The organism is Pseudomonas wayambapalatensis, assembly GCF_049942315.1.
In the GTDB taxonomy this organism is placed as follows: Bacteria; Pseudomonadota; Gammaproteobacteria; order Pseudomonadales; family Pseudomonadaceae; genus Aquipseudomonas; species Aquipseudomonas wayambapalatensis.
On the sequence record NZ_JBNFMU010000227.1, the window covers coordinates 1 to 23,178 of the forward strand.

Annotated in this window: 19 protein-coding genes and 2 pseudogenes; 6 read left to right on the forward strand and 15 right to left on the reverse strand. The window is 62.8% G+C overall.

The features are described 5' to 3' along the window. The first annotated feature begins 48 nt into the window (after positions 1-48). A complete protein-coding gene (locus ACPZMI_RS21300) occupies positions 49-1,731 on the forward strand; it encodes an AMP-binding protein (protein ID WP_426353010.1) in 1,683 nt (560 codons plus the stop codon). A gap of 87 nt (positions 1,732-1,818) precedes the next feature. On the opposite strand, the gene mobA is transcribed toward ACPZMI_RS21300, so the two are convergent. The 5 genes from mobA to ACPZMI_RS21325 form a co-directional block, all read right to left on the reverse strand. Then, a complete protein-coding gene (mobA, locus tag ACPZMI_RS21305; protein ID WP_426353011.1) occupies positions 1,819-2,391 on the reverse strand; it encodes a molybdenum cofactor guanylyltransferase MobA in 573 nt (190 codons plus the stop codon). A 4-nt stretch (positions 2,392-2,395) separates the two neighbouring features. Beyond that, the gene (ptuB, locus tag ACPZMI_RS21310) at positions 2,396-3,037 is read right to left on the reverse strand and encodes a retron Ec78 anti-phage system effector HNH endonuclease PtuB (RefSeq protein ID WP_186711338.1); all 642 of its coding nucleotides are present in this window, start codon (positions 3,035-3,037) and stop codon (positions 2,396-2,398) included. A 1-nt stretch (position 3,038) separates the two neighbouring features. After that, positions 3,039-4,454 carry an AAA family ATPase gene (locus tag ACPZMI_RS21315; RefSeq protein WP_186711337.1) on the reverse strand — a complete coding sequence of 472 codons (1,416 nt, stop codon included), beginning with the start codon at positions 4,452-4,454 and terminating at the stop codon, positions 3,039-3,041. 126 nt (positions 4,455-4,580) lie between these two features. After that, a complete protein-coding gene (locus ACPZMI_RS21320; RefSeq protein WP_186711336.1) occupies positions 4,581-7,706 on the reverse strand; it encodes an efflux RND transporter permease subunit in 3,126 nt (1,041 codons plus the stop codon). 11 nt (positions 7,707-7,717) lie between these two features. Further along, positions 7,718-8,887 (reverse strand): efflux RND transporter periplasmic adaptor subunit, encoded by a 1,170-nt coding sequence (locus tag ACPZMI_RS21325; protein ID WP_426353012.1) that lies wholly within the window; start codon positions 8,885-8,887, stop codon positions 7,718-7,720. A 260-nt stretch (positions 8,888-9,147) separates the two neighbouring features. Here ACPZMI_RS21325 and ACPZMI_RS21330 point away from each other — a divergent pair, with 260 nt between their 5' ends. Together ACPZMI_RS21330 and ACPZMI_RS21335 are read left to right on the forward strand one after the other, a co-directional pair. Further along, positions 9,148-9,849 carry a response regulator gene (locus tag ACPZMI_RS21330; protein WP_186664565.1) on the forward strand — a complete coding sequence of 234 codons (702 nt, stop codon included), beginning with the start codon at positions 9,148-9,150 and terminating at the stop codon, positions 9,847-9,849. A gap of 6 nt (positions 9,850-9,855) precedes the next feature. After that, entirely contained in the window at positions 9,856-11,154 is a 1,299-nt protein-coding gene (locus ACPZMI_RS21335; protein ID WP_186664567.1) for an ATP-binding protein, read from the forward strand. On the opposite strand, the pseudogene ACPZMI_RS21340 reads toward ACPZMI_RS21335, so the two are convergent. The 7 genes and pseudogenes from ACPZMI_RS21340 to ACPZMI_RS21370 form a co-directional block, all read right to left on the reverse strand. Beyond that, a pseudogene (locus tag ACPZMI_RS21340) lies at positions 11,152-11,978 on the reverse strand (UDP-N-acetyl glucosamine 2-epimerase); the annotation flags it as partial. The gene ACPZMI_RS21335 and the pseudogene ACPZMI_RS21340 sit on opposite strands and share 3 nt — an antisense overlap. 264 nt (positions 11,979-12,242) lie before the next feature. Continuing rightward, the gene (locus ACPZMI_RS21345) at positions 12,243-13,829 is read right to left on the reverse strand and encodes an ABC-F family ATPase (protein ID WP_186664569.1); all 1,587 of its coding nucleotides are present in this window, start codon (positions 13,827-13,829) and stop codon (positions 12,243-12,245) included. Between the two features lie 370 nt (positions 13,830-14,199). Then, positions 14,200-15,192: a toxin-antitoxin system YwqK family antitoxin gene (locus ACPZMI_RS21350; RefSeq protein WP_426353013.1), complete on the reverse strand. Its 993-nt coding sequence runs from the start codon at positions 15,190-15,192 to the stop codon at positions 14,200-14,202. A gap of 31 nt (positions 15,193-15,223) precedes the next feature. Then, positions 15,224-15,466: an ankyrin repeat domain-containing protein gene (locus ACPZMI_RS21355; protein ID WP_426353014.1), complete on the reverse strand. Its 243-nt coding sequence runs from the start codon at positions 15,464-15,466 to the stop codon at positions 15,224-15,226. A gap of 64 nt (positions 15,467-15,530) precedes the next feature. Continuing rightward, positions 15,531-15,869, reverse strand: a complete 339-nt coding sequence (locus ACPZMI_RS21360) for a VOC family protein (protein ID WP_186664576.1) — start codon at positions 15,867-15,869, stop codon at positions 15,531-15,533. Between the two features lie 49 nt (positions 15,870-15,918). Further along, complete coding sequence (locus ACPZMI_RS21365) at positions 15,919-16,827, reverse strand: AraC family transcriptional regulator (RefSeq protein WP_426353039.1); 909 nt, start codon at positions 16,825-16,827, stop codon at positions 15,919-15,921. A 52-nt stretch (positions 16,828-16,879) separates the two neighbouring features. Beyond that, a complete protein-coding gene (locus ACPZMI_RS21370) occupies positions 16,880-17,713 on the reverse strand; it encodes an oxidoreductase (RefSeq protein ID WP_186664578.1) in 834 nt (277 codons plus the stop codon). 371 nt (positions 17,714-18,084) lie between these two features. Between ACPZMI_RS21370 and ACPZMI_RS21375 the strand changes: the two genes are divergently transcribed. Next, positions 18,085-18,582 (forward strand): peptidase associated/transthyretin-like domain-containing protein, encoded by a 498-nt coding sequence (locus tag ACPZMI_RS21375; RefSeq protein ID WP_346655289.1) that lies wholly within the window; start codon positions 18,085-18,087, stop codon positions 18,580-18,582. Between the two features lie 140 nt (positions 18,583-18,722). Here the strand turns inward: ACPZMI_RS21375 and ACPZMI_RS21380 are convergent. The 3 genes and pseudogenes from ACPZMI_RS21380 to ACPZMI_RS21390 form a co-directional block, all read right to left on the reverse strand. Further along, positions 18,723-18,869, reverse strand: a pseudogene (locus ACPZMI_RS21380) (metal ABC transporter permease); the annotation flags it as partial. Then, positions 18,866-20,239 carry an LLM class flavin-dependent oxidoreductase gene (locus ACPZMI_RS21385; protein WP_186709125.1) on the reverse strand — a complete coding sequence of 458 codons (1,374 nt, stop codon included), beginning with the start codon at positions 20,237-20,239 and terminating at the stop codon, positions 18,866-18,868. The pseudogene ACPZMI_RS21380 and the gene ACPZMI_RS21385, both read right to left, overlap by 4 nt. Positions 20,240-20,248: 9 nt before the next feature. Beyond that, entirely contained in the window at positions 20,249-21,472 is a 1,224-nt protein-coding gene (locus tag ACPZMI_RS21390; protein ID WP_426353015.1) for an SfnB family sulfur acquisition oxidoreductase, read from the reverse strand. Positions 21,473-21,787: 315 nt separating this feature from the next. Between ACPZMI_RS21390 and ACPZMI_RS21395 the strand changes: the two genes are divergently transcribed. After that, a complete protein-coding gene (locus tag ACPZMI_RS21395) occupies positions 21,788-22,594 on the forward strand; it encodes a lipopolysaccharide biosynthesis protein (RefSeq protein ID WP_426353016.1) in 807 nt (268 codons plus the stop codon). 83 nt (positions 22,595-22,677) lie between these two features. Beyond that, complete coding sequence (locus ACPZMI_RS21400; RefSeq protein WP_186719420.1) at positions 22,678-23,175, forward strand: methylated-DNA--[protein]-cysteine S-methyltransferase; 498 nt, start codon at positions 22,678-22,680, stop codon at positions 23,173-23,175. Positions 23,176-23,178 lie beyond the last annotated feature (3 nt).

Consider the following 23,178-nt stretch of genomic DNA (forward strand, 5'->3'; position numbering starts at 1 on the left):
CCCGCGAAGAGGCCAGTCCAGACAACACAAGAACAACAAGAGAACGCCATGCCCCAGCCAAGCTACTCCCAGGGCGACTGCAGCAAGCCCTTGCTCGACCACTGCATCGGCGACGCCTTCGATGCCACCGTCGCCCGCTTCCCCGACCGCGAGGCTCTTGTGGTGCGTCACCAGCAACGGCGCTACACCTGGCGCCAGTTGGCCGATGCCGTCGACCAGCACGCCCGCGCGCTGATGGCGCTCGGCGTGCAAGCGGGCGATCGCCTGGGCATCTGGGCCCCCAACTGCGCCGAGTGGTGCATCACCCAGTTCGCCAGTGCCAAGATCGGTGCGATCCTGGTCAATATCAACCCGGCCTATCGCAGCAGTGAGCTCGACTATGCCCTGAGCCAGTCCGGCTGCCGCTGGGTGATCTGCGCCGATGCGTTCAAGACCAGCGACTATCACGCCATGCTCCGCGACCTAGTGCCCGGATTGCCTGCCAGCAAGCCCGGGGCAGTGCGCTGCGAGCGCCTGCCTGAGCTGCGCGGGGTGATCAGCCTGGCGGTGAAGCCTGCGCCAGGCTTTCTTGCCTGGTGTGACCTGCAGGCTCGCGCCGCTGAAGTCAGTGCCGAGGCCCTTGGCCGCCGCCAGGCGAGCCTGCGCCCGAGCGAGGCGATCAATATCCAGTACACCTCCGGCACCACCGGCTTCCCCAAGGGCGCGACGCTCAGCCACCACAATATCCTCAACAACGGCTACATGGTCGGCGAGAGCCTGCGCCTGACCGAGCATGACCGCCTGGTGGTGCCGGTGCCGCTCTACCATTGCTTCGGCATGGTCATGGCCAACCTCGGCTGCATGACCCACGGCAGCACGCTGATCTACCCCAACGATGCCTTCGATCCCTTGCTCACCCTGCAAGCCGTGGCCGAGGAGCGCGCCACCGCGCTGTATGGCGTGCCGACCATGTTCATTGCCGAGCTGGACCACCCGCGCCGCAACGAATTCGACCTTTCCAGCCTGCGCACCGGGATCATGGCCGGTGCCACCTGCCCGATCGAGGTGATGCGAAGGGTGATCGACGAAATGCACATGGCCGAGATACAGATCGCCTATGGCATGACCGAGACCAGCCCGGTGTCGTTGCAGACCGGCCCGCAGGACGACCTTGAGGTCCGTGTGACCAGCGTGGGCCGCACCCAACCCCGCCTGGAGAGCAAGGTCATCGACGCCGATGGCAATACCCTGCCGCGCGGCGAGATCGGTGAGCTGTGCACCCGGGGCTACAGCGTCATGCTCGGCTATTGGAACAACCCGACGGCCACGGCCGAGAGCATCGACGCCGAAGGCTGGATGCGTACCGGCGACCTGGCGGTCATGGATGAGCAGGGTTACGTGCGTATCGTCGGGCGCAGCAAGGACATGATCATTCGCGGTGGCGAGAACATCTATCCGCGTGAGCTGGAGGAGTTCTTCTTCACCCACCCGGCGGTGGCCGATGTGCAGGTGATCGGCATTCCGTGCAGCAAGTACGGCGAGGAGCTCGTGGCCTGGGTGCGACTGCATCCAGGGCACAGCGCCAGTGCCGAGGAGTTGCGCGAATGGGCGAAGTCGCGCATCGCGCACTTCAAGGTGCCTCGGCATTTTCGCTTCGTCGATGAGTTTCCGATGACGGTGACGGGCAAGGTGCAGAAGTTTCGGATGCGCGAGATCAGTGTAGAGGAACTGGGTGGGGTATCAGCCGGTTGACTGGGGGCGGCCGATGGTCCTATCGCGGGACAAGTGCTCACGCTGTGCCTGTGGCAGCGGGCTTGCCCCGCGATGTGGCCTGTGCCGTCACTGCAACCATTCCGGGCTGTTGAAATTGCTCAATCGCCTATCGTCGATGGCACACTCCAACCCCTGAATCGGCTTCAGCAACAGCGCTTTCTGCAAACTCCGCTCACCTTGCTGCCACGCCCGCTCCAGCACGGGCAACACTTGCCGGGGCAGTACACAGAACATCGGTTGCCAATACCCCCCCTGGCGCACCATTGCAGCGCTGTCATGGCGGGCAGCCAACCCGCGCAATGCATCGATCAAGGCCCGGTCGATCAACGGTGCGTCGCAGGCCAACACCACCACCCACTCATGGCTGGCCACCTTCAGCCCGGCAATGACGCCGGCCAGTGGCCCGGGATAATCCACCTCGGCATCGCCCACACACTGGTCGGCGTATGCCGCATACGCCGCTTGATTGCGGTTGCAGGAAATCACCAGGTCGTCGCTCAGCCCCCGCACCACCCGATGGATGTGCGCGATCAGCGGTTCGCCGCGCCATGGCACCAGGCCCTTGTCGCGACCGCCCATGCGCTGGCCACGGCCACCGGCGAGGATGAGGATTGAGCAGGGGGGAGTTGAGGTAGGCATCGCATCACTCGTGCTGGGGTGTCAGCACATGCTTGATGGCCGTGGAGAATGGGAGATTAGCCGTACGTTGCAGTTCTTCCTGCAAAATTGGCAACCATTCGTCTTCGGAGAAGTCTTGGGCCAACTGCGCAATCTCCTCCGCTATTTGAAGATAGCCAAACACCTCGGCCCTGCGTATTTGGCTCAATGCACCATTGAGATTCAAAATGCGGATGGTTTCTTCTGCCCGGCGCTGCTGTACCGCATCGAGGTTGGCGCGCGGCATCACCGCACCATTGGGCGTGAATACCAGCAGGTTTTCCGGATTTTCGTTGTCCGGTTTGATCAGGTCGTTGGGCGTGTAGTGACCGCAGTTGTCCTTGTGCTTCCCGCAACTGGTGCGCCGGTTGCAAGAGCCGAAGAGGTTGTGCCAGTCAAAGGTACCTTGGGGGTGGCGGTTACGTTGCTGGAAATGCTCGATGTGTCGATCCAAGGACGCGATAGAGGCTTCGCAGTAAGCGCAACGCGTGCCCTGCATTGCATCGAGTTTTACCCAGATATTCTCGCGCTCTCTAGCGTTGGGTGAATCCGCTGACCATGTATCTCGACCATGTCGATAGCGGTGCAATCCAAGCGGTGCGAGCGGGTCACGAACTAGGTACCGCATCTCAAAGATCCCCAGTATTTTGGCCGCGGGGCAGCTTTTGCTTGATACGTTGCAGGCGAATGATGCGGTCGCATTCGCGTATCAGGGGATGGTCCAAGCCGAAGTGATGTTCAAGCTGGTTTCTCAGCCGTCGCCCTTCTGCTTGTTCATGAAGATTCTGCTGTATCAGAGCCTGGTACTGATTCACCCACCCGGCCTCTGGGACATCAGGGACTGGATTGACATCCATAATGCGGGCGAGCAGATCGGTACTGGCTACCCCGAGGGTCTGCCATTGAGGTGTGCTGACATGGGTGCGCATATCGCCCGACTCGGGATCCTGATCGGTGCGCAGGATGCGCACCGACTCACGATCGACGGTGCTCAGGACCTGCGGGCTGTGGGTGGTGACGATGAATTGGAGCGCTGGGAAGGCCTTCTTTAACGAAGGGATGACTGCCTGCTGCCATTCGGGGTGAAGATGCATGTCCACCTCGTCGATCAGTACGATGCCAGGGGTTTGTTGAGCTGCCAGCGCGCCCAGTTGACCGTTGAGTTTGGTTGCACGGAAGGCGATGTCCGCAACCATGCCAATCATGTTACGGATACCGTCGCTGAGCATTTCCACAGGAAGCTGACCGAATTCAGGGTGATCGCAAACAAGTGCCTGCATCGCCAGCGAGTACTGAATTCCGGACCAGCCAGCGGGGGCGAGGCAGGTATCGACTGCGCTGGCGACTGACGCAATGTAATGAGCGAACTCGGAGTTATCGGGTTTCTTGCCGCTAGCCAGCGCTTCATACATATGTTCCTTGGCGCTCACGCTCCAATAGCGGAACCAGTCCACGAAGGACTTGTAGCTGGAGGCGGGGTCCAGGCAATCGGTATAGCCCACAGTGCGTGACGTGCGCTGAATGGGCTTGGGGACGGGTTTTTTGTTCTTCTGCTGCCATAGGCGACCGGTCCCATAGTAGGCGATCAGTGGCAGCAGAATATCGTTGCCTGGTGTTCGGACTGCTTCTTGAAGGCGTTTGCCGTAATCGATCAATTCCCTCGCGTCCTTGATCGTGGTCTTGGCCTTGATCGGACTGGTCAGTTTCCTACGCCAAACGCTTTCCGAGCCAGGGTCCAACTGGTCTGCGATGCTTTCAGGGATATTCCCATGCGCTTCCATTCTGACGCCGCGAGCGGCGAACTCCATTTCATTGGAGGCCGTTTTACGCGTTCTCGAGCGACGAATGTCACTCGGCTCGAAGTGCGCTCCCACCGCTTCATCGAATGCGCCAACGAATGGGCCGTAGGCTACCGCGATAGCATCGAGTACCGAAGTCTTGCCCGCGCCATTGGGGGCGACCAGCACGGTGACCTGAGGGTGGAAGTCGATCGTGAGGGATTCGAAGCAGCGGTAGTCGCGCAGCGTTAGGTAGGAGAGCTTCACAGGGGGACTCCACTGAGTTCAGGGACTTCCAGCCTCATCGTCTAAATAGGTGGGGAAGCGCGAAAATTCAAACAGTTTAACTGTTCGAGCGGCTGTAGAGCTACCTACTAGAGGCAGCTCCTGAGATCAGTCGACAGCTTCGACACTGTCACGGGAGGCTTGCTTGCGCCTGCGGCAGGCCAACCGCATCACCACCACGAAGAACACCGGTACGAACACCACCGCCAGCGTCGCGCTGAGCATCCCGCCGATCACCCCGGTGCCGATGGCCTGCTGGCTGGCTGAGCTTGCGCCGCGGGCAATGGCCAGCGGCACGACGCCGAGGATGAACGCCAACGATGTCATGACGATCGGGCGCAGGCGCAGGCGTGCGGCCTGCATCGCCGCATCCGCCGCATCGACGCCCTGATCCACCAGGCTCTTGGCGAATTCGATGATCAGGATCGCGTTCTTTGCCGACAAGCCAATCAAGGTGATCAGGCCGACCTTGAAGAACACGTCGTTGGGCATGCCGCGCAGGGTTACCGCGAGCACGGCACCAAGCACACCCAGCGGCACCACCAGCAACACCGCAGTAGGGATCGACCAACTCTCGTAGAGCGCTGCCAGGCACAGGAACACCACCAGCAGCGACAGGGCCAGCAGCAAGGGCGCCTGGCTACCCGAGAGACGTTCCTGCAACGACAGGCCAGTCCACTCCAGTGCGCTGCCGGCTGGCAGTCGGTCGACCAGGCGCTGGATTTCCGCCATCGCCTCGCCGGAGCTGTAGCCGCTTGCCGGTTCCCCGGAAATCGACACTGCCGGGTAACCGTTGTAGCGGGTCAGTTGCACCGGGCCGCTGAGCCAGCGGGCCTGGACGAACGCCCCCAGTGGCACCATCTTGCCGCTGCTGTTGCGCACGTGGATCTTCAACAGGTCCTCGACCTGGCTGCGCTGGTCGCCCTCGGCCTGCACCACGACGCGCTGCATGCGCCCCAGGTTGGGGAAGTCGTTGACGTAGTTCGAGCCTACCGCGGTGTTGAGCACGGCGCCGATGTCGGCAAAGGAGACCCCCAGGGCGTTGGCCTGGCGTCGGTCGATTTCCAGTTGTACCTGCGGGCTTTCGGCCAACGATGCCTCGCGCACGTTGGCCAGCACCTTGCTCGTGCGTGCGTTGGCCAGCAGTTCGTCACGGGCTGCCATCAATCCGGCATGACCCAGGCCGCCGCGATCCTGCAGACGGAACTCGAAACCTGTGGACTCGCCCAATCCGTCGACTGGTGGCGGCAGCACGGCATAGGCCACGGCATCCTTGAGCTCGGAGAAGGCCATCGTGGCGCGGTCGGCGATCGATTGCGCACTGTCGTCGGCGCCGCGCTCGGACCAGTCCTTCAGCGTGGTGAACGCCAGCGCGGCGTTCTGCCCACTGCCTGAGAAGCTGAAGCCGAGAATCAGCGTGGTGTTGCCCACGCCGGGCTCTGCGGCGTTGTGCGCCTCGATCTGCGCCGCCACCTGCTCGGTGCGCATCCGGCTGGCGCCCGGCGGGAGCTGGATGTCGGTGATGGTGTAGCCCTGGTCCTCGGTCGGCAGGAAGGCACTCGGCAACTGGCTGAAGCCATAGGCCAGCACCGCCACCAGCAGCCCGTAGAGCACCAGGTAGCGCCCACTGCGTGCCAGGGCGTGGGCGACCCAGCGCTGGTAGCCATTGCTCATGCCCTCGAAGCGGCGGTTGAACCAGCCGAAGAAGCCCTTGCGTGCGTGATGCTCGCCCTTGGCCACTGGCTTGAGCAGGGTGGCGCACAGTGCCGGGGTGAGGCTCAGGGCGAGGAACGCCGAGAACAGGATCGACACCGCCATCGACAAGGAGAACTGCTGATAGATCACGCCCACCGAGCCTTTCATGAAGGCCATTGGCAGGAATACCGCCACCAGCACCAGCGTGATGCCGACAATCGCACCGCTGATCTGGCCCATGGCCTTGCGCGTAGCCGCCTTCGGCGAGAGGCCTTCCTCGGCCATGATCCGCTCGACGTTCTCCACCACCACGATGGCGTCGTCCACCAGGATGCCGATGGCCAGCACCATACCGAACAGGGTCAGCACGTTGACCGAGAAACCCAACGCCAGCATCACCGCGAAGGTGCCCATCAGCGCCACCGGAACCACCAGCGTGGGGATCAGTGTGTAGCGGATGTTCTGCAGGAACACGAACATCACTGCAAACACCAGCAGCATGGCTTCGAACAGCGTGCTGATGACCTGTTGGATCGAGACCTTGACGAATGGCGAGGTGTCGTAGGGGATGTCGTACTTCACCCCGGCCGGGAAGTAGCGCGCCAGCTCATCCATCTTCTGGCGAACCAGGGTCGCGGTCTCCATGGCGTTGGCCCCCGGCGACAGCTTGACGCTGAAGGCACTGGTGGGCTTGCCGTTCAGGCGCGTGCCGTACTGGTATTCCTGGGCACCGATCTCGACCCGCGCCACATCGCCCACGGTGACCACCGAGCCATCCGGGTTGGCCCGCAGCACGATGGCCGCGAACTCCTCTGGGGTGCTCAGTTGGCCCTTGACCACCACGTTGGCGGTGATTTCCTGGGTCGCACGGGCGGGCAGGTCACCGATGCTGCCCGGCGCAACCTGGGCGTTTTGCGCGGCGATGGCGTCGGCGACGTCCTGGGGCGTGAGCTTGAAGCCGACCAGCTTCGCCGGGTCGATCCAGATGCGCATTGCCCGCTCCGAACCATACAGCTGTGCCTTGCCGACGCCTTTGAGGCGGCGGATCTCGTTCATCACGTTGCGCGCCAGCAGGTCGCTCAGGGCGATCTCGTCATAGCTGCCGTCCTCGGAGGTGAGGGTGCCCAGCAGCAGGAAGCCGGTGGAGACCTTCTCCACTTGCAGGCCCTGCTGGGTGACGGGCCGCGGCAGGCGCGACTCGACTACCTTGAGGCGGTTCTGCACATCGACCTGGGCCAGGTCAGGGACGGTGCCCGGCTCGAAGGTGGCGGTGATGGTCGCGCTGCCCAGACTGCTCTGGGATTCGAAGTACAGCAGGTTGTCTGCACCATTGAGCTCCTGCTCGATCACGCTGACCACGCTTTCGTCCATGGTCTGCGCCGATGCACCTGGGTAGACGGCGTACACCTCGACCTGCGGTGGCGCGACATTGGGATACTGGGCCACGGGCAATTGCGGGATGGCCAGGGCGCCGGCGAGCAGGATGAACAACGCGACCACCCAGGCGAAGATCGGGCGATCGATGAAGAATTGCGGCATGGATCAGGCCCTCACTGGCCGTTGCGCTGGACGATGGGGTTGGCAGCCTTGCCGGTATCGACCCGGACCTGGTCGCCGGCCTTGACGTGCTGAAGCCCTTCGACCACCACCTGTTCGCCGGGGGCCAGGCCTTCGCTGACGATCCAGCGGTCGCCCTGGGCATTGCCCAGCACCACCTGGCGTTCTTCGATGCGCTGTTGGGCATCGACCACCAGCACCTTGGGCACGCCTGCGCTGTCACGCAGGATCGCCCGCTGCGGCACGCTGATGCCCTTGGGCTGCAGGGCCTGCTCGAGGCGCACACGCACGTAGCTGCCGGGCAACAGATCGAGATCGGGGTTGGGGAATTCGCTGCGCAGGGTGATCTGGTTGGTGCTTGGATCGACGCTGATATCGGAGAACAGCAACTTGCCCGGCAGCGGATAGGCACTGCCGTCGTCCTGGATCAGGGTGGCGCGGGCCTGGTCCTGGCCGACCTGCTGCAGCTCGCCTGCGCGCATGGCGCGGCGCAGGGCGTTGAGGTCGCGGGTCGACTGGGTCACGTCGGCGTGGATCGGGTCCAGTTGCTGGATGACGGCCAACGCGGTGGTTTCGCTCTGTCCGACCAGCGCCCCTTCGGTGACCAGCGCACGGCCAATCCGTCCGGAGATCGGTGCAGTGACCGTGGCATAGCCCAGGTTGAGCCGCGCGCGTTCGAGCGCGGCCCTGGCCTCGGCCACCTGAGCGTCCGCCTGGAGGAAGGCGGCGCGGGCATTGTCATATTCCTGACGGCTCACGGCCTTGTCGTCGACCAGTTCGCGATAGCGCTGCTCCTGCAGGCGCGCCTGGTACAAGGTAGCTTCGGCCTTGGCCAGCGCGGCGCGGGCGCTGTCATGGTCGGCCTTGAACGGCGCCGGGTCGATGAGAAACAGCACATCGCCCTGTTTGACGTCGCTGCCTTCGCGGTACACCCGCTTGAGCACCACGCCGGCAACCCGGGCGCGGACTTCGGCGGTGCGTGGCGCGAGAATACGCCCGCTGAGTTCGGTACTGATGGCCAGGGCCTGCAACTGCACGGTTTCGACCCGCACCTGGGGGGAGGGTGCTTGCGCGTCCTGTTCGGGGGCGTCGTTGCAGCCGGTCAGGGCCAGTGTGAGCAAGGCGAGAATCGCCCAAGGGCACTTGGAGAAGGGAATGGACATACGGATCTTCCGGATAGGATCGCCGCTATGCTAAGGCAGGCGCTCGCGCATGGGCTGTTAAGCTGTGTACGCCGTGTGTGAAAAAGTGTAAGGCTCGTGCCGTGTGGAGCGTAGGATTCTATATCCTGCGAGCAACTGACTGCACTGGCCCCATCGCCGGACAAGCCCGCTTCCACAGGTAGTCGCAGCCTCTGTAGGCGCGGGCTTGTCCGGCAATGCCGGCGGTAAGGTCTCAAGCCTATCTGTTCATGACGACCCACATGCCAAACATCCTTCTGGTCGAAGACGACAGCGCGCTGTCCGAACTGATTGCCAGCTACCTGCAACGCAACGATTTCCATGTCCGGGTCATCGCCCGTGGCGATCATGTGCTCGACGAGTTTCGTCGCCAGCGCCCCGACCTGGTGGTGCTCGACCTGATGCTGCCCGGCCTGGATGGCCTGCAGGTGTGTCGCTTGCTGCGCCAGGAGTCGCAAAGCCTGCCGATCCTGATGCTGACGGCCCGTGACGACAGTCACGATCAAGTGTTGGGCCTGGAAATGGGGGCCGATGACTACGTGACCAAGCCCTGCGAGCCCCGCGTACTGCTGGCCCGGGTACGCACCTTGCTGCGCCGCAGCAGTGTCAATGAACCGCGCCTGGACAGCGAGCTGATCCAGGTCGGCGGCCTGTGCATCAACCTGGCCGAACGCAGCGTGAATTGGCGCGGCAGCGAGGTCGAGCTGTCCAGTGGCGAATACAACCTGCTGGTCGTGCTGGCCCGCAATGCCGGCGAGGTGCTCAGCCGCGACCGCATCCTCCAGCAATTGCGCGGCATCGAGTTCAACGGTACAGACCGTTCAGTAGACGTAGCCATCTCCAAGCTGCGGCGCAAGTTTGACGACAACGCCGGCGAAGCCCGCAAGATCAAGACTGTGTGGGGCAAGGGGTATCTGTTCAGCCGGGTCGAGTGGGAGTACTGACGCGCCATGCTCAAGATCCTGGTGCGCCTGTACCTGGTGATCATCGTCGCCTATGCCGGTGCCTTGCTGCTGATTCCCGACGCTATCGTCGGTGCGTTTCACGAACGCTTCATGGCCTACAACCTTGACCAGGCCAAGGGCGTGCAATCTTTGATCGTCCGTCAGTTTCACCAGGCGCCGCGTGAGCAATGGCCATCGGTGGAGCAGGACCTGGCCGCGGCCTTCGCGCCCTTGCAGGTGCAACTGCTGCGCATGGACGCCGCCGACCTTGCGCCGCAGGAGCGTGCGCGGCTGGAGCACGGGCTGTATGCGGTGCGCATCGCCGACTGGGGTTATTACGAAACCGTGCTGGCGCCGCTGGACAAGGACTGGCTGGTGCGCCTGCACTCGCCGCCGGATCCGCTGGACATCAACGTGTTGTCGTGGGGCGTCACGGTACTGATCGGTGCCGCCATGCTGGGTTGCTTGCTGCTGTGGGTCTGGCCGCACTGGCGCGACCTGGAACGGCTCAAGGAAACCGCGCGGCGCCTGGGGCGCGGGGAGATGGCGGAGCGTACGCAGATCTCGCCGCGCTCGAACATCGGCGAGCTGGCCGGGGTGTTCGACACCATGGCCGGAGACCTGGAGCGCCAGGTCAACCAGCAACGTGAGCTGCTCAACGCGGTCTCGCATGAGCTGCGCACACCGTTGACCCGCCTGGATTTCGGCCTGGTGCTGCTGTTCGACGAAGTGCCGCCGGCCAGCCGCAAGCGCTTGCTGGAGCTGGTGGGGCATGTGCGTGAGCTGGACGAGCTGGTGCTTGAGCTGCTGTCGTACAGCCGTCTGGAGAACGCCGACCAGGTCCGCGAGCGGGTCGAGGTGTCGTTGCTGGAGCTGGTCGACAGTGTGCTGGGCAGCTTTGCCGAAGAACTCGATGGTCGCGGGATCAGATGGGAGGTGCGTGCCGACGACAAGCTGCCACGTTTCGTGCTCGATCCTCGACTGACCGCGCGGGCGGTACAGAACCTGGTGCGCAATGCCATGCGCTACTGCGACGAGAGCTTGCTGCTGCGATTGAAGCTGGAAGCGGACGGGGCTTGCCTGCTGACGGTCGAGGATGACGGGATTGGCATACCGCCTGAGGAGCGTGAGCGAATCTTCCAGCCATTCTATCGCCTGGATCGCAGTCGGGACCGCAGCACCGGGGGCTTTGGGCTGGGGTTGGCGATCAGCCGCAGGGCCATCGAGGGGCAGGGTGGAACCTTGACGGTTGCGCAGTCTTCGCTGGGGGGCGCGCAGTTCAGGATCCGCCTGCCGGCAGGCTAGGATACGTTCGGTCTGGGTGCCGACCAGCTTGACCGTACCGCCTTCGAGCACCGACGGTCGCTCGGTCACCTTGCGCAGTACCAGCACGGGCTTGCCGAGCGCCGGGGCTTCTTCCTGCACCCCTCCTGAGTCGGTGAGGATCAGGTGTGCGCGGGCCATCAACCAGACGAAGTGCTGGTAGTCCTGCGGTGCGACCAGGTGAATGTTGTCCCGCCCGGACAACACGCCGTATACCGATTTCTGCACCTGCGGGTTGAGGTGTACCGGGTAGACGAACTGTACGTCCGGATAGCGCAGGGCCAGTTCGGCGAGTGCCAGGCAGATACGCTCGAAGCCGGCGCCGAAGTTTTCCCTGCGATGGCCGGTGATGAGGATCATGCGCTATGCAGGTCGGCGAGCACGCCGGTCAGGCGCCGGTTGGCTTCTTCTGGCCAGGGTTGCTGAAGGTTGCCGGTGCGCAGGCCGGCTTCGACATGACCGATGGGGATACGGCGATGGAACGCGGCCAGGCCGGCGATGAAACTGGTGGTGGTATCGCCATGCACCAGCACGATCTCAGGCTGGACCTGTTCGTAGGCGTTGTCGAGGCTGCCCAGCAGGTCACGTGACAGACCATTGAGGGTCTGGTTCTGGGTCATTACCTTCAGGTCCTGATCGACCGACAGACCGAAGGCGGTCAGCACTTGCTCGAGCATTTCCCGGTGTTGACCGGTGGAGCAGATGTGCAGGTCGATCTCCGGCCATTCGCGCAGCACCCATGCCAGGGGTGCCATCTTGATTGCTTCGGGGCGGGTGCCGAATACCATCATGACGGTGTGAGCCATCGTCGCGTCCTCGTCCTATTCCCTGTACGAAGTTGTGCGATTCACGTCTGCGTGTAGAACGTAGAGGGTAGATACAAGCAGGGGATGGCGAGGTTGTCCAATTCGCCGGGTAGTGGCCGGTGGCTATCGCGAAGGCCATGTATTGCGGGGGTTCAAGCGCTTTGCGGCACGCCCAACGCATTCGCGGGCAAGCCCGCTACCACCGGGGTGATAGCAGGCTTGCCCGCGAAAAAGGCGGCGCAGTGTCGATGAAGGCGGTCTGGCTTAGACCACGACACCCTGGCTACGCAGGTAGTCGTCATAGGTGCCGCTGAAGTCGACCACGCCATCGGCCGACAGCTCGATGATCCGCGTGGCCAGCGACGAGACGAACTCACGGTCGTGGCTGACGAACAGCAGCGTGCCCGGGTAGTTCTCCAGCGCCAGGTTCAGTGCTTCGATCGACTCCATGTCCAGGTGGTTGGTCGGTTCGTCCATCACCAGCACGTTGGGCTTTTGCAGGGTCAGCTTGCCGAACAGCATGCGGCCCTGTTCACCGCCGGAGATGACCTTCACCGACTTGAGGATCTCGTCGTTGGAGAACAGCATGCGCCCCAGGGTGCCACGAATCACCTGTTCGCCGCTGGTCCACTGGCCCATCCAGTCGAACAGCGTGACATCGTCTTCGAAATCATGGGCGTGGTCCTGGGCGTAGTAGCCCACCTCGGCGCTGTCGGTCCACTTGACCGAGCCAGCATCGGGCTGCATTTCGCCAACCAGCGTGCGCAGCAAGGTAGTCTTGCCGATGCCGTTGGGGCCGATGATCGCTACGCGCTCGCCCGCTTCGATGGTGATGTCGAAGTTCTTGAACAGCACCTTGTCGTCGAAGGCCTTGGCCATCTTTTCCACGACCACGGCCTGGCGGTGCAGCTTCTTGGTCTGTTCGAAGCGGATGAACGGGCTGACCCGGCTCGAGGGCTTGACCTCGGCCAGCTGGATCTTGTCGATCTGCTTGGCACGCGAGGTGGCTTGCTTGGCCTTGGAGGCGTTGGCCGAGAAGCGGCTGACGAAGGTCTGCAGTTCGGCGATCTGGGCTTTCTTCTTGGCGTTGTCCGACAGCAGCTGCTCGCGCGCCTGGGTGGCGGCGGTCATGTACTCGTCATAGTTGCCCGGGAACAGGCGCAGCTCACCATAGTCCAGGTCGGCCATGTGGGTGCAGACGCTGTTGAGGAAGTGACGGTCGTGGGAAATGATCACCATGGTGCTGTTACGCGCCGTGAGAATGTTCTCCAGCCAGCGAATGGTGTTGATGTCCAGGTGGTTGGTCGGTTCGTCCAGCAGCAGCACGTCCGGATCGGAGAACAGTGCCTGCGCCAGCAGCACACGCAGCTTCCAACCCGGCGCTACTTCGCTCATCGGCCCGAAGTGCTGCTCCAGCGGAATGCCCAGGCCCAGCAGCAGCTCGCCGGCGCGCGATTCGGCGGTGTAGCCGTCCATCTCGGCGAATTCGGTTTCAAGCTCGGCGACGGCCATGCCGTCTTCCTCGGTCATTTCCGGCAGCGAGTAGATGCGGTCGCGCTCGGCTTTGACCTTCCACAGTTGGCCGTGGCCCATGATCACCGTGTCGATGACGCTGAACTGCTCGTAGGCGAACTGGTCCTGACGCAGCTTGCCCAGGCGGGTGTTGGGCTCGAGCATCACCTGGCCGGCGGACGGCTCCAGGTCGCCGCCGAGGATTTTCATGAAGGTCGACTTGCCGCAGCCGTTGGCCCCGATCAGGCCATAGCGGTTGCCGTTGTTGAATTTGACCGAGACGTTCTCGAAGAGCGGCTTGGAGCCGAACTGCATCGTGATATTGGCTGTAGAAATCAAGTACTTGTCCTGCGGGAGTTCCAGAGGTGTATGTATGGCCTTTTCGTCATGCCTGAATCTTTGCGCAGTGGCATGACGCGAGGCGGCAGCTTTTCCCGCTCACCCGAGGCCAAGGGGGAGCGGCAGTCCATTCGAGTTGTGTAGCGGGCGACATGCTGGTGCCGGGGCCGGTGGCAGCGATCCCGCTATCAGGCTCGCGTGGCGATGTTCACAGAGGCTCAGCGCTTCATGCGCTGATTCGAGGGCGCGGATTGTATCACCTGGTTGATTGATCCACAGCCACTTTGCAGCACGCCGGACAAATAGCCTGCCCGTGCGAGGAGGGCGGGGCGCCATCCCGGAACCTGCGAGAGGGCGCCTGCAGTGACGATCACTCCATCCAGGGCGCCTTGCCGCAGTCCGACTCCCATTCGGCGATCTGGTCATGCCGGATCAATGCTTCCTCGCCGTTTTCAGCACGAAACGCTTCGACCAGTCCGGCAACGCATTTGTCGACGTCGGTATCGGCGATTGCGTCCTGGGCGGGCGCCAGCTTGTCTTCCATCATCACGTTGCGGGCGTAGACCCGATGGGCAGTCAGCGATCCGTCCGCCGCCCACTCCTGGTATTCACCGGTCCAGACCCCGTGATCGAAGGTGATCAGCTTGGTCATGTTGCCAGTGTTGGCGTCCCATTCATGGGCAACGCCATGGGGTGTGCCGTTGTCGTAGGGAACCTCTGAAACGCGTTTGCCCTGCGCGGAAAATCGCTCGACAGTCCCGATCAGCTGGCCGTTGCTGGCCTTGGCCTTGTAGGTCGTCTGGCCGCTGTTCTCGTCGTAGTTCTCCTGCACCCCGTCGGACTTGCCGTTGCGGGCCGTGCGCAGGTAGACCAGCTTGCCGGTATTCGGGCTCCAGAACTCGACCTTGCCATCGATCAGGTCCTGGCTGAACGCCGCCTTCGCCAGGCGGGTCTGGCCATCGATGGCGTAGATCTGCAGGGCGCCGTCCATGTTGCCGTCCTTGTACTGCGCGGTGTAGCGCAGTGTCCGCGACTTGGGCTGGTAGCAGGAGACATCACCGGAGATGAAGCCTTTTTCGACCTGGGCATCGCACACGAAGTTGCGGCCCATGTACATGTTGCGGTCGGACCTCAGGCTCTTGAGGGTCTGGTTGAGGTTGAACAGCGTGTCCATGTAGCCATTGTTGGCCCGCATGAAGTTTTCCGGAACGTTGGTGACCAGCCCGGTGAAGGGCTTGTTTTCCGAGCCTGCGTAGATCAGGCCGTTGTTGACCTCGGCGTTTCGGTAGTCGAGCTGGCTTTCCGAGCATCCGGCCAGCGCCAGTAGAGCGCATGCTCCGGCAGCGGCGTTGCGAACCTTCACGGCATCATCCTTTATGGTGGTATATCGCCAGCTATATCGCCGCCTGGTAAGAAATCTTTAGCCTCCAATGACCTGCGATTGCCCTCAAAGCTGCAACCGTCGCATCGTTACCCTGGGATTGGCTGATCATCATCGCCGTATTGGCCCTGACGTCCCTGTGCAGCGGGTCGGCGCCGCGTTTTACCCGTTCGGCCTGGATGTCGAGGCGGCCGAACAGGGCTGCGAACGGAAGTGCGGTCTGGCCATCATTATTGGTTGCAGTGCGTTGTTTCATGTGTAGTTGATTGACAACGGTCGGCAGGCCTCCCGATCAGAAGAGGCAAGAGGCCGTCCAGACCTCAGCGCGCCTGGGTGAACGCCAGGAAGTAGCCATTGCAGTCACGCACGCCGAACTCTCGCGAGCCGTAGGGCATGTTCTGAAGTGGCCATGCGATCTCGGCTTTATCGCGCACGCGTTCGAAATACCCATCGACATCGGCGATCACGAAATAGAACGTGCCCGTGCATTGCGGTGAATGGCCCCACAGGTCTTGCTCGGTGAACACGATCCGGTTGTCGTCGAGGTGCACGGTCAGCGTCGTTTGCTGCGAATCAGCAACTTCGAAACCCAAGGTATCGCGGTAATGCTCCCGCGTTTTCTGCAGGTCATGGCAACGCAACAGGGGGCTCAGCGGCATGGTGTTCTCCGAATGGCGGGGCAGGGATTGGCCGATGGTAGCGCCTTGCTCAATGGGAGGAAACGTAGAGGGCTGAGCCAGAGGGGGCGGGCAGTGCGTAGGTCGCCTTCATCCAGTCGATTTCGGCTTGTGGCGTACGCCCGAAGAAACGCTTGAACTCGCGGCTGAACTGCGAGGGGCTCTCATAGCCGACGCTGAAGGCGGCTGCCGATGCGCTCAAGGCGTCGTGCAGCATCAGCAGCCGGGCCTGGTGCAGACGGGCCGACTTCAGGTACTGCATGGGCGAGGTGTTGGTCACGCTGCGAAAGTGTCGATGGAAACTGGGCACGCTCATGCTGGCCTCGCGGGCCAGCGACTCGACGTCCAGATGCTCCCGGTAGCGGCTGTGAATGGTGCGCAGGGCGCGGGTCACCTTGGCGAAATGGCCGTGCCGACTCAAGGCTGCACGCAGCGAGCCGCCCTGGGCGCCAGAGAGGATGCGGTAGTAGATTTCACGCACCAGCGCCGGGCCGAGGATCTGTGCGTCGCTCGCGATGGTCATGGCTTCAAGAAAGCGCAGTGTCGTGGTCTGCAGCGCATCGTCCATGGGCGAGGCGTACATGCCCCGCGGCGGTTCGCTGCTGCTGCCCAGCAGTTCGTCCACCTGCAAGGTCAGCTCGCTGGCCAGTTGCAGGTCCAGGCGTATGTAGATGGCCAGCATCGGCTCGTCTTCGCTGGCATCGGTTTCCATGGTGAAGGGCACAGGAACCGACACCACCAGGTAGTGCCGAGCGTCGTACACATACACCTCGTCACCCAGGTAGCCGCGCTTGCAGCCTTGGCAGAGGATAACGATGCCGGGCTCGTAAAGCACCGGCACATGGCTCAACGGCCGGTTCGAGCGCAGGAAGCGCACGTCTTGCAGCGCGCTGAGGTTATAGCCTTCCATCGGTGCGAGCTGCGTGAGCAACTGCACCATGCGCGCACAGCAGGTATCGGTCTGTGTCACTGCCCGGTCCTCTGCCTGGCGCTCAACCATCGGTCGAGCAGGTCAGGTCTTGCCATTGATCGATCTCCTGGCTCATGCGCTGCAGCTTGTCGCGCACCAGGCCCAGTGCGTCACTGCCCAGTAGCAGGTGGTCGGGCGGACTGGGGCTGGCGATGACCTGCAGGATCGCCTGGGCTGCCTTGCGCGGGTCGCCCAGCTGCTTGCCGCTTTTGTCCTGGCGTGCCTTGCGGATGGGGTCGAAGCGCTGGTCGTAGTCGGCGATGCTGCGTGGCGAACGCTGCATGGAACGACCTGCCCAGTCGGTACGGAACGAACCCGGCGCCACCGCAGTAACGGCGATGCCGAACGGGCGCAGTTCCTGGCTCAGGGTATCGGAAATGCCCTCCAGTGCGAACTTGCTCGAGCAGTAGTAGGCAATGCCCGGCATCGTGAGGGTGCCGCCCATGGAGGTGATGTTGATGATGTGGCCGGCCCGGCGCTGGCGAAAGTAGGGGACGAATGCCTTGGTGACGGCAACGGCGCCGAACACATTGACCTCGAACTGCCGGCGCATGTCTTCCAGCGGGGATTCCTCGAAAATCCCTTCATGGCCGTAGCCGGCGTTGTTCACCAGCACATCGACGGGGCCGTGAAGCGCCTGCACCTGTGCAACCACAGCGTCTATGCGGGCGAAGTCGGTGACATCGAGGATCACCCCGTGGGCGCGTTCGCTGTTCAGGGCCTGAAACGCTGTCAACGCGCTGTCGTTGCGTACGGTGCCGATGACGCGATGTCGGGCAGCGAGCGCCGCCTGGGCCAGGGCACTGCCGAAACCACTGCTGACGCCGGTAATGAAGAGAGTCTTGCTGTCGCTCATGATCGCGATCCTGGGTAGGGAGTACGCGAGCATGCTAGGTGGATTGGCTGATCGTCCCTATGCCGGGGGCACTTGAAACCTTGCCCGTTTCTATCAAAAGCGAGCGTGGTGATAACCGCCAGGGATGCTGCAGGCAAAGAAAAGCCCGCTGGGGAGGGCGGGCGAAGTATTTCACGGATGTGGAGCAACTGTGCCAGCCGCGACGTGAAAATGTCGTGAAGGGGGTGTCAAAAAAATACCTACAACGGGCAGGAAGCCCGTTTTGGGAAAGCACCTACTGCCAATGGCTATTTAGATGACATGCATCGCTAAAGCGCACCTAGAGAATCCCTTCTTGGTCAATGTCGATCAGCGTCTAGAGGAACGATTCCGTGTGCTTTCAAAAAACCAGAACCATGGGGGTGCTTCTGGCGCTCCTGGCGCTGCAGGGTTGCGCCAGTATCATCAGTGACTCCAAGTATCCGGTGAGTGTCACGAGCAGCCCGGCGGGTGCGAATTTCGAGGTGATCAACAAATCAGGGATGGTCGTTCATCGCGGCAGCACGCCTGCGGTGGTGACGCTGATGTCGGGGGAGGGTTATTTTCGTGGCCAAACCTACACGTTGCGTTTCATGAAAGAGGGATACCCAGATCGACAGGTCGAACTCGACTCGAGTGTGGACGGTTGGTACTGGGCGAACATCTTGTTTGGCGGTGCTATCGGCATGCTGATCGTCGATCCGCTGACCGGTGCGATGTACAAGTTGCCGGACGGGGTCTCGGCTGATCTGGGGCAGCCGGTGGCGGAGGCGGCGCAGGGCGCGCTTCGGATCGTCTCGATCAATGACCTTGATCCCGCGCAGCGCGCCCAGCTTGTTTCCCTTCAATAAGGGGCGGTTGGACGGGGTGCAGAGAAGGCGGCATGCCCTGCACCCACATTGCGCTGTCAGAAGCCAGGTGCGATCTGCCCTTTGTAGCGGGTCAGGATGAATTGACGCACTTCAGGGGAGTTCAGCGCCTTGGCCAGCTTCTGGCGTTGCCCGGTGAGAAACAGCAGCACACCCAACGGCAGCCCCAACGCTACGGTAAAGCCCAGCGCCGCGCCGAGCATGCTCAGGGTCTCGAGGCAAGCGAGGCCAATTTCACCCCAGTCCAGATTGGCCAACAGCGCCTTCATCGCCCACGCTCCTGGCGCAGCGCAGCCACCGGATGGGGCGCACGCAGGCGATCACCCTGGCCGAACAGCTTGTTGCGCAGGCTGCCTTCGGCATACTCGCGCTTGAACAGGCCGCGCGCCTGCAGTTCGGGGACCAACAGATCGACCACGGCAACGAAGGTTTCCGGTACGACCACGCTGGACAGGTTGAAGCCGTCCACGTCAGTGTCTTCGACCCAGGCCTGCAACTGGTCGGCGACGGTCGTGGGCGACCCGACCAACAGCGGGCCGTCGCCGCCCAGGCAGCAATATTCGGCGATCTCGGCAACGGTCCAGGTCCGTGTCGGGTCGGCGCGGGTGAAGCCCTCGACTACCGACTGGATGGCTTCGCTGGGCACCTCGCGCAGGATCTGGTCGGGGCTGTAGGCGGCAAAGTCGATGCCTGTCCAACCCGACATCAGCGAGAGCGAACCACTGGCACTGGCGTACTCACGGTACTCGCGCAGACGGGCCTGCGCGGCCTCGTCGGTTTCGGCGACGATCACCGTGAGCTGTTCAAGGATCAGGATATCGGAGCCCTTGCGCCCGGCAGCGACCGCTGCGGCACGCAGATCGGCAACCTGCTTCTTCAGCACGGTCTTGCTCGGTGCTGCAACAAACACGCATTCGGCGTTGGCTGCGGCAAAGGCCCGCCCCCGGCTGGATGCACCGGCCTGGTAGAGCACCGGTGTGCGCTGTGGTGACGGGGCGCTGAGGTGAAAGCCTGGAACCTTGAAGTACGTGCCGTCATGGTCGATGCCGTGGACCTTGGCCGGGTCGGTGTAGACACCGCTGGCACGGTCGGCGCGCACGGCATCCTCCTCCCAACTGGTTTCCCACAGCTTGTAGCAGACCTGCAGGTATTCCTCGGCCAGGGCGTAGCGCTGGTCGTGGCTCATCTGTTCGGGCTGGCCGAGGTTGCGTGCCCCGCTGGACAGGTAGGAAGTGACGATGTTCCAGCCGGCACGGCCCTGGGTCAGGTGATCGAGGGTGCTCATGCGCCGGGCGAAAGGAAAGGGGTGTTCGAACGACACCGAGGCGGTCACGCCAAACCCCAGATGCCGGGTGGCTGCGGCCATTGCCGGTACCAATTGCAGCGGGTCGTTCAGCGGCACCTGGGCACCGCTGCGCAGCGCTTCATCGGCATTGCCGGCGTAGACGTCATAGACACCCAGCACATCGGCGAGGAACAGGCCGTCGATACAGCCCCGCTCGAGGGTCTGGGCCAGTTCGATCCAGTAATGGATATCGGTGTAGCGCGTCGCCTGGTCGCGCGGATGGCGCCACAGCCCAGGCGACAGGTGCCCGACCGTGTTCATGGCAAAGGCATTGAGACGGATCTGCTTGGTCATGGCGCAGCCTCAGTTCCAGTCGTGGCGGGTGGGGCGGACACCGTTCAGGGCCCAGTTACCGACCAGGTGATATTTCCAGCGCACGGGGTCGTGCAGGGTATGCACGCGGGCATTGCGCCAGTGCCGGTCGAAGTTGTGCTGCAGCAGCGAGGAGCGGGTCCCGCCCAGTTCGAACAGGCGGTTGCTGGCCTCAATCGACACCTCGGTAGTCAGCACCTTGGCCTTGGCCACCGCCACCGAAGCGGCGGCGACGTTGCCGTCGTTCGGCGCGGGCTTGGCGGTATCCAGCACCTTGCCGGCACGCTCGAGCAGGGCCTCGGCGGCTTCCTGGCGGATCTCCAGGGAGCCGATCTGGATGATGGTGAGCGGATCCTCACTGGCTTTTTCGACACCGGCATCGATCCACGGACGGGCATGTTCGCGAACAAAGGCGATGGTGTCGTCCAGCGCCGCGCGGCCGATGCCGGCGTCAATTGCCGCAGTGGTCAGCTGGGCGAAGGGGCCGGCGAGGGTAGGGTGCTCGTAGGAGCGGTAGCTGGGGAACAGGTTGAATGCGGGCACGTGCAATCCGTCTAGCAGCACGGTGCCACTGGAGGTGGTGCGCTGGCCCATGCTGTTCCAGTCGTCGACGACCACCAACCCAGGAGTGCCACGTGGCACAAAGGCCAGTTGTGCGCGGTCCTGTTCGTCCAGGGCCAGTACGCCGATCCAATGGGCATAGAGCGAGCCGGTGCAGTAGCCCTTGCGGCCGTCGATACGGTAGCCGTCAGCTTCGGCGACCAGGCGGGTACGGATGTCCTGGACGGTCTTGCCACCGGTTTCAGACAGTGCGTTGGCAAAGCGATGGCCTTTTAGCACCAGGTCGAAGAAGAAGCGGCGCTGCTCTTCGGTGCCTTGCACGCGAATGTCTTCGAGCAGGCAGTAGTGGTTTTGCGGAATCTGTCCAAGCGACGGGTCGGCAGCCGAGACGATGGCGATCACCCGCGCCAGGGTGGCGAAGGATACTTCGGCACCACCATAGGCACGAGGCACAGTGATGCCCCACAGACCGCTGTTGGAATAGGCATCGACCACATCAGCCGGGACTTCTCGGCGCCGGTCACGCTCGGCGGCGCCTTCACGCAGCAGCGCGGCGACTTGATGGGCAACGGCGATGGCTTCTGCATCGTCGCGGATGACATGGGCATCCGGCTGGCGGATGTCGTAGGAGGCAGAAACGGCAGGCGTGGACATGGGTTCCTCGGGATACTGTGCGTGTACACAGATCACTGGAGCAGAAACCGTGCCAGCGAATTTATCTCAATAAAATCAGTAGTTTGGTGGATTTTATCGAACGAGGTGTCGCCCCTTGGGCAATCAGCTGTTGGCTAGGTGTTTCTGAGCAGACAGTTGCCAGGGAGACATATCGCTGTACCTGCCGCCCCGCGACGCAGCATCGCTCGAAGGCAAAATGCTATCCCGTCGTGTCTATGTAAGGGTTTTGTAAAAAACCATTTAAGAATTGTGAACAACTGTATCCTGAATTGACCTACACCATTGGCCAGACCCATGAACCAACTTCCGTCGCAGCCTGAGGCTGCACGCGGGGCGTTCTCCAGCTTTGAGGCGTGTCGCAATACCCAGAAAGGCCCTGTGGTGATCCTGGCGTCAGGCGCGTCAGCGAAAGATTTCCCGCTCGAAGATTTTGCCAGCGTCCCGATCATCGCCATGAATGGCTCGATTTCGATGCTGGTGGGCACGGATGTGCGCCCATTCTTCTACATTTGCACCGACAAGGACTTCTGCAACCAGCAACCCGAGCTTTTTGCCATGGCGTTGCACTGCAGCCCCCGATTGGCACTGTGGCCGGAGCAGTTCGACCTGTTCGACCTGCCTGAGGACACCGAGCGCTACCCGCTGCTCAAGGCCCTGGACCCAACGTTCAGTGAATGGCTGGGGCTCGGGGATGGCCGCTATGCCCGCAACCGCACGCTGTGGAGCAAGCGGGCGCGTTCGATCGGTTTCAGCAGGAACCTCTCATACGGTTTCTTCGATGCCCGGACCGTGGCTTTTGTAGCCCTGCAACTGGCTTACCACCTGGGTTTCGACGATGTGCTACTGGTCGGCGTGGATCTGGACCAGTCGGCAGGGCGCTTTTACGAGACGTCCGGTGGCAAGCGCTCGCCCTGCGGCCTCGACCAGCACTGGGACAGTCGTATCCTGCCGTCACTGAGCCTGATGGCGCACCAGGTGATGGGCGAGCGTTTCCGCGTTCATAACCTCTCGGCCCGCTCACGCATCCCCCCGGCGTTGATCCCCAGGATCGACCTGCAGCAGGCCCGTGCCCTCGCGGCCCGAGCGACGGCCGTGGCGTGAGCATTACACGTGAAGAAAGCGGATGCAGCGCCATCGGGCGATAGGTAGAGTGCCGGGGTCGTCAGCCTGTATCAGGAGTTGCCATGTCCAGCGCCTTCACTCTCATGCCATCGCCAGTTGGCACCCTGACACTGGTCGCCCGTGGCGAATGCCTGGCCGCCGTGCTGTGGGAAGAGGAGCGTGCCAACCGGGTGCGCCTTGGCGAACTGCACCGTGATGACCAGGCGCCAGTGCTGCGGGAAACTGCCCATCAGTTGGGTGAGTATTTTGCCGGTCAACGCCAGCGCTTCGAGTTGCCCCTGGACTTCGATGGCACTGAATTCCAGCGCCAGGTCTGGGCGGCGCTGCTGACCATTCCTTTCGGCCAGACCCGCAGCTACAGCGATATCGCCCGACAGATCGGCAACCCCGCGGCGGTACGCGCGGTAGGGGCAGCCAATGGCCGCAACCCGATCTCGATCATCGCACCCTGCCATCGGGTGATCGGTGCCTCGGGCGGCCTTACAGGCTTTGCCGGCGGGTTGCCTGCCAAGCAGTACCTGCTGGCGCTTGAGGGCAGGCAGAGCCTGTCGCTGTTCTGAGCG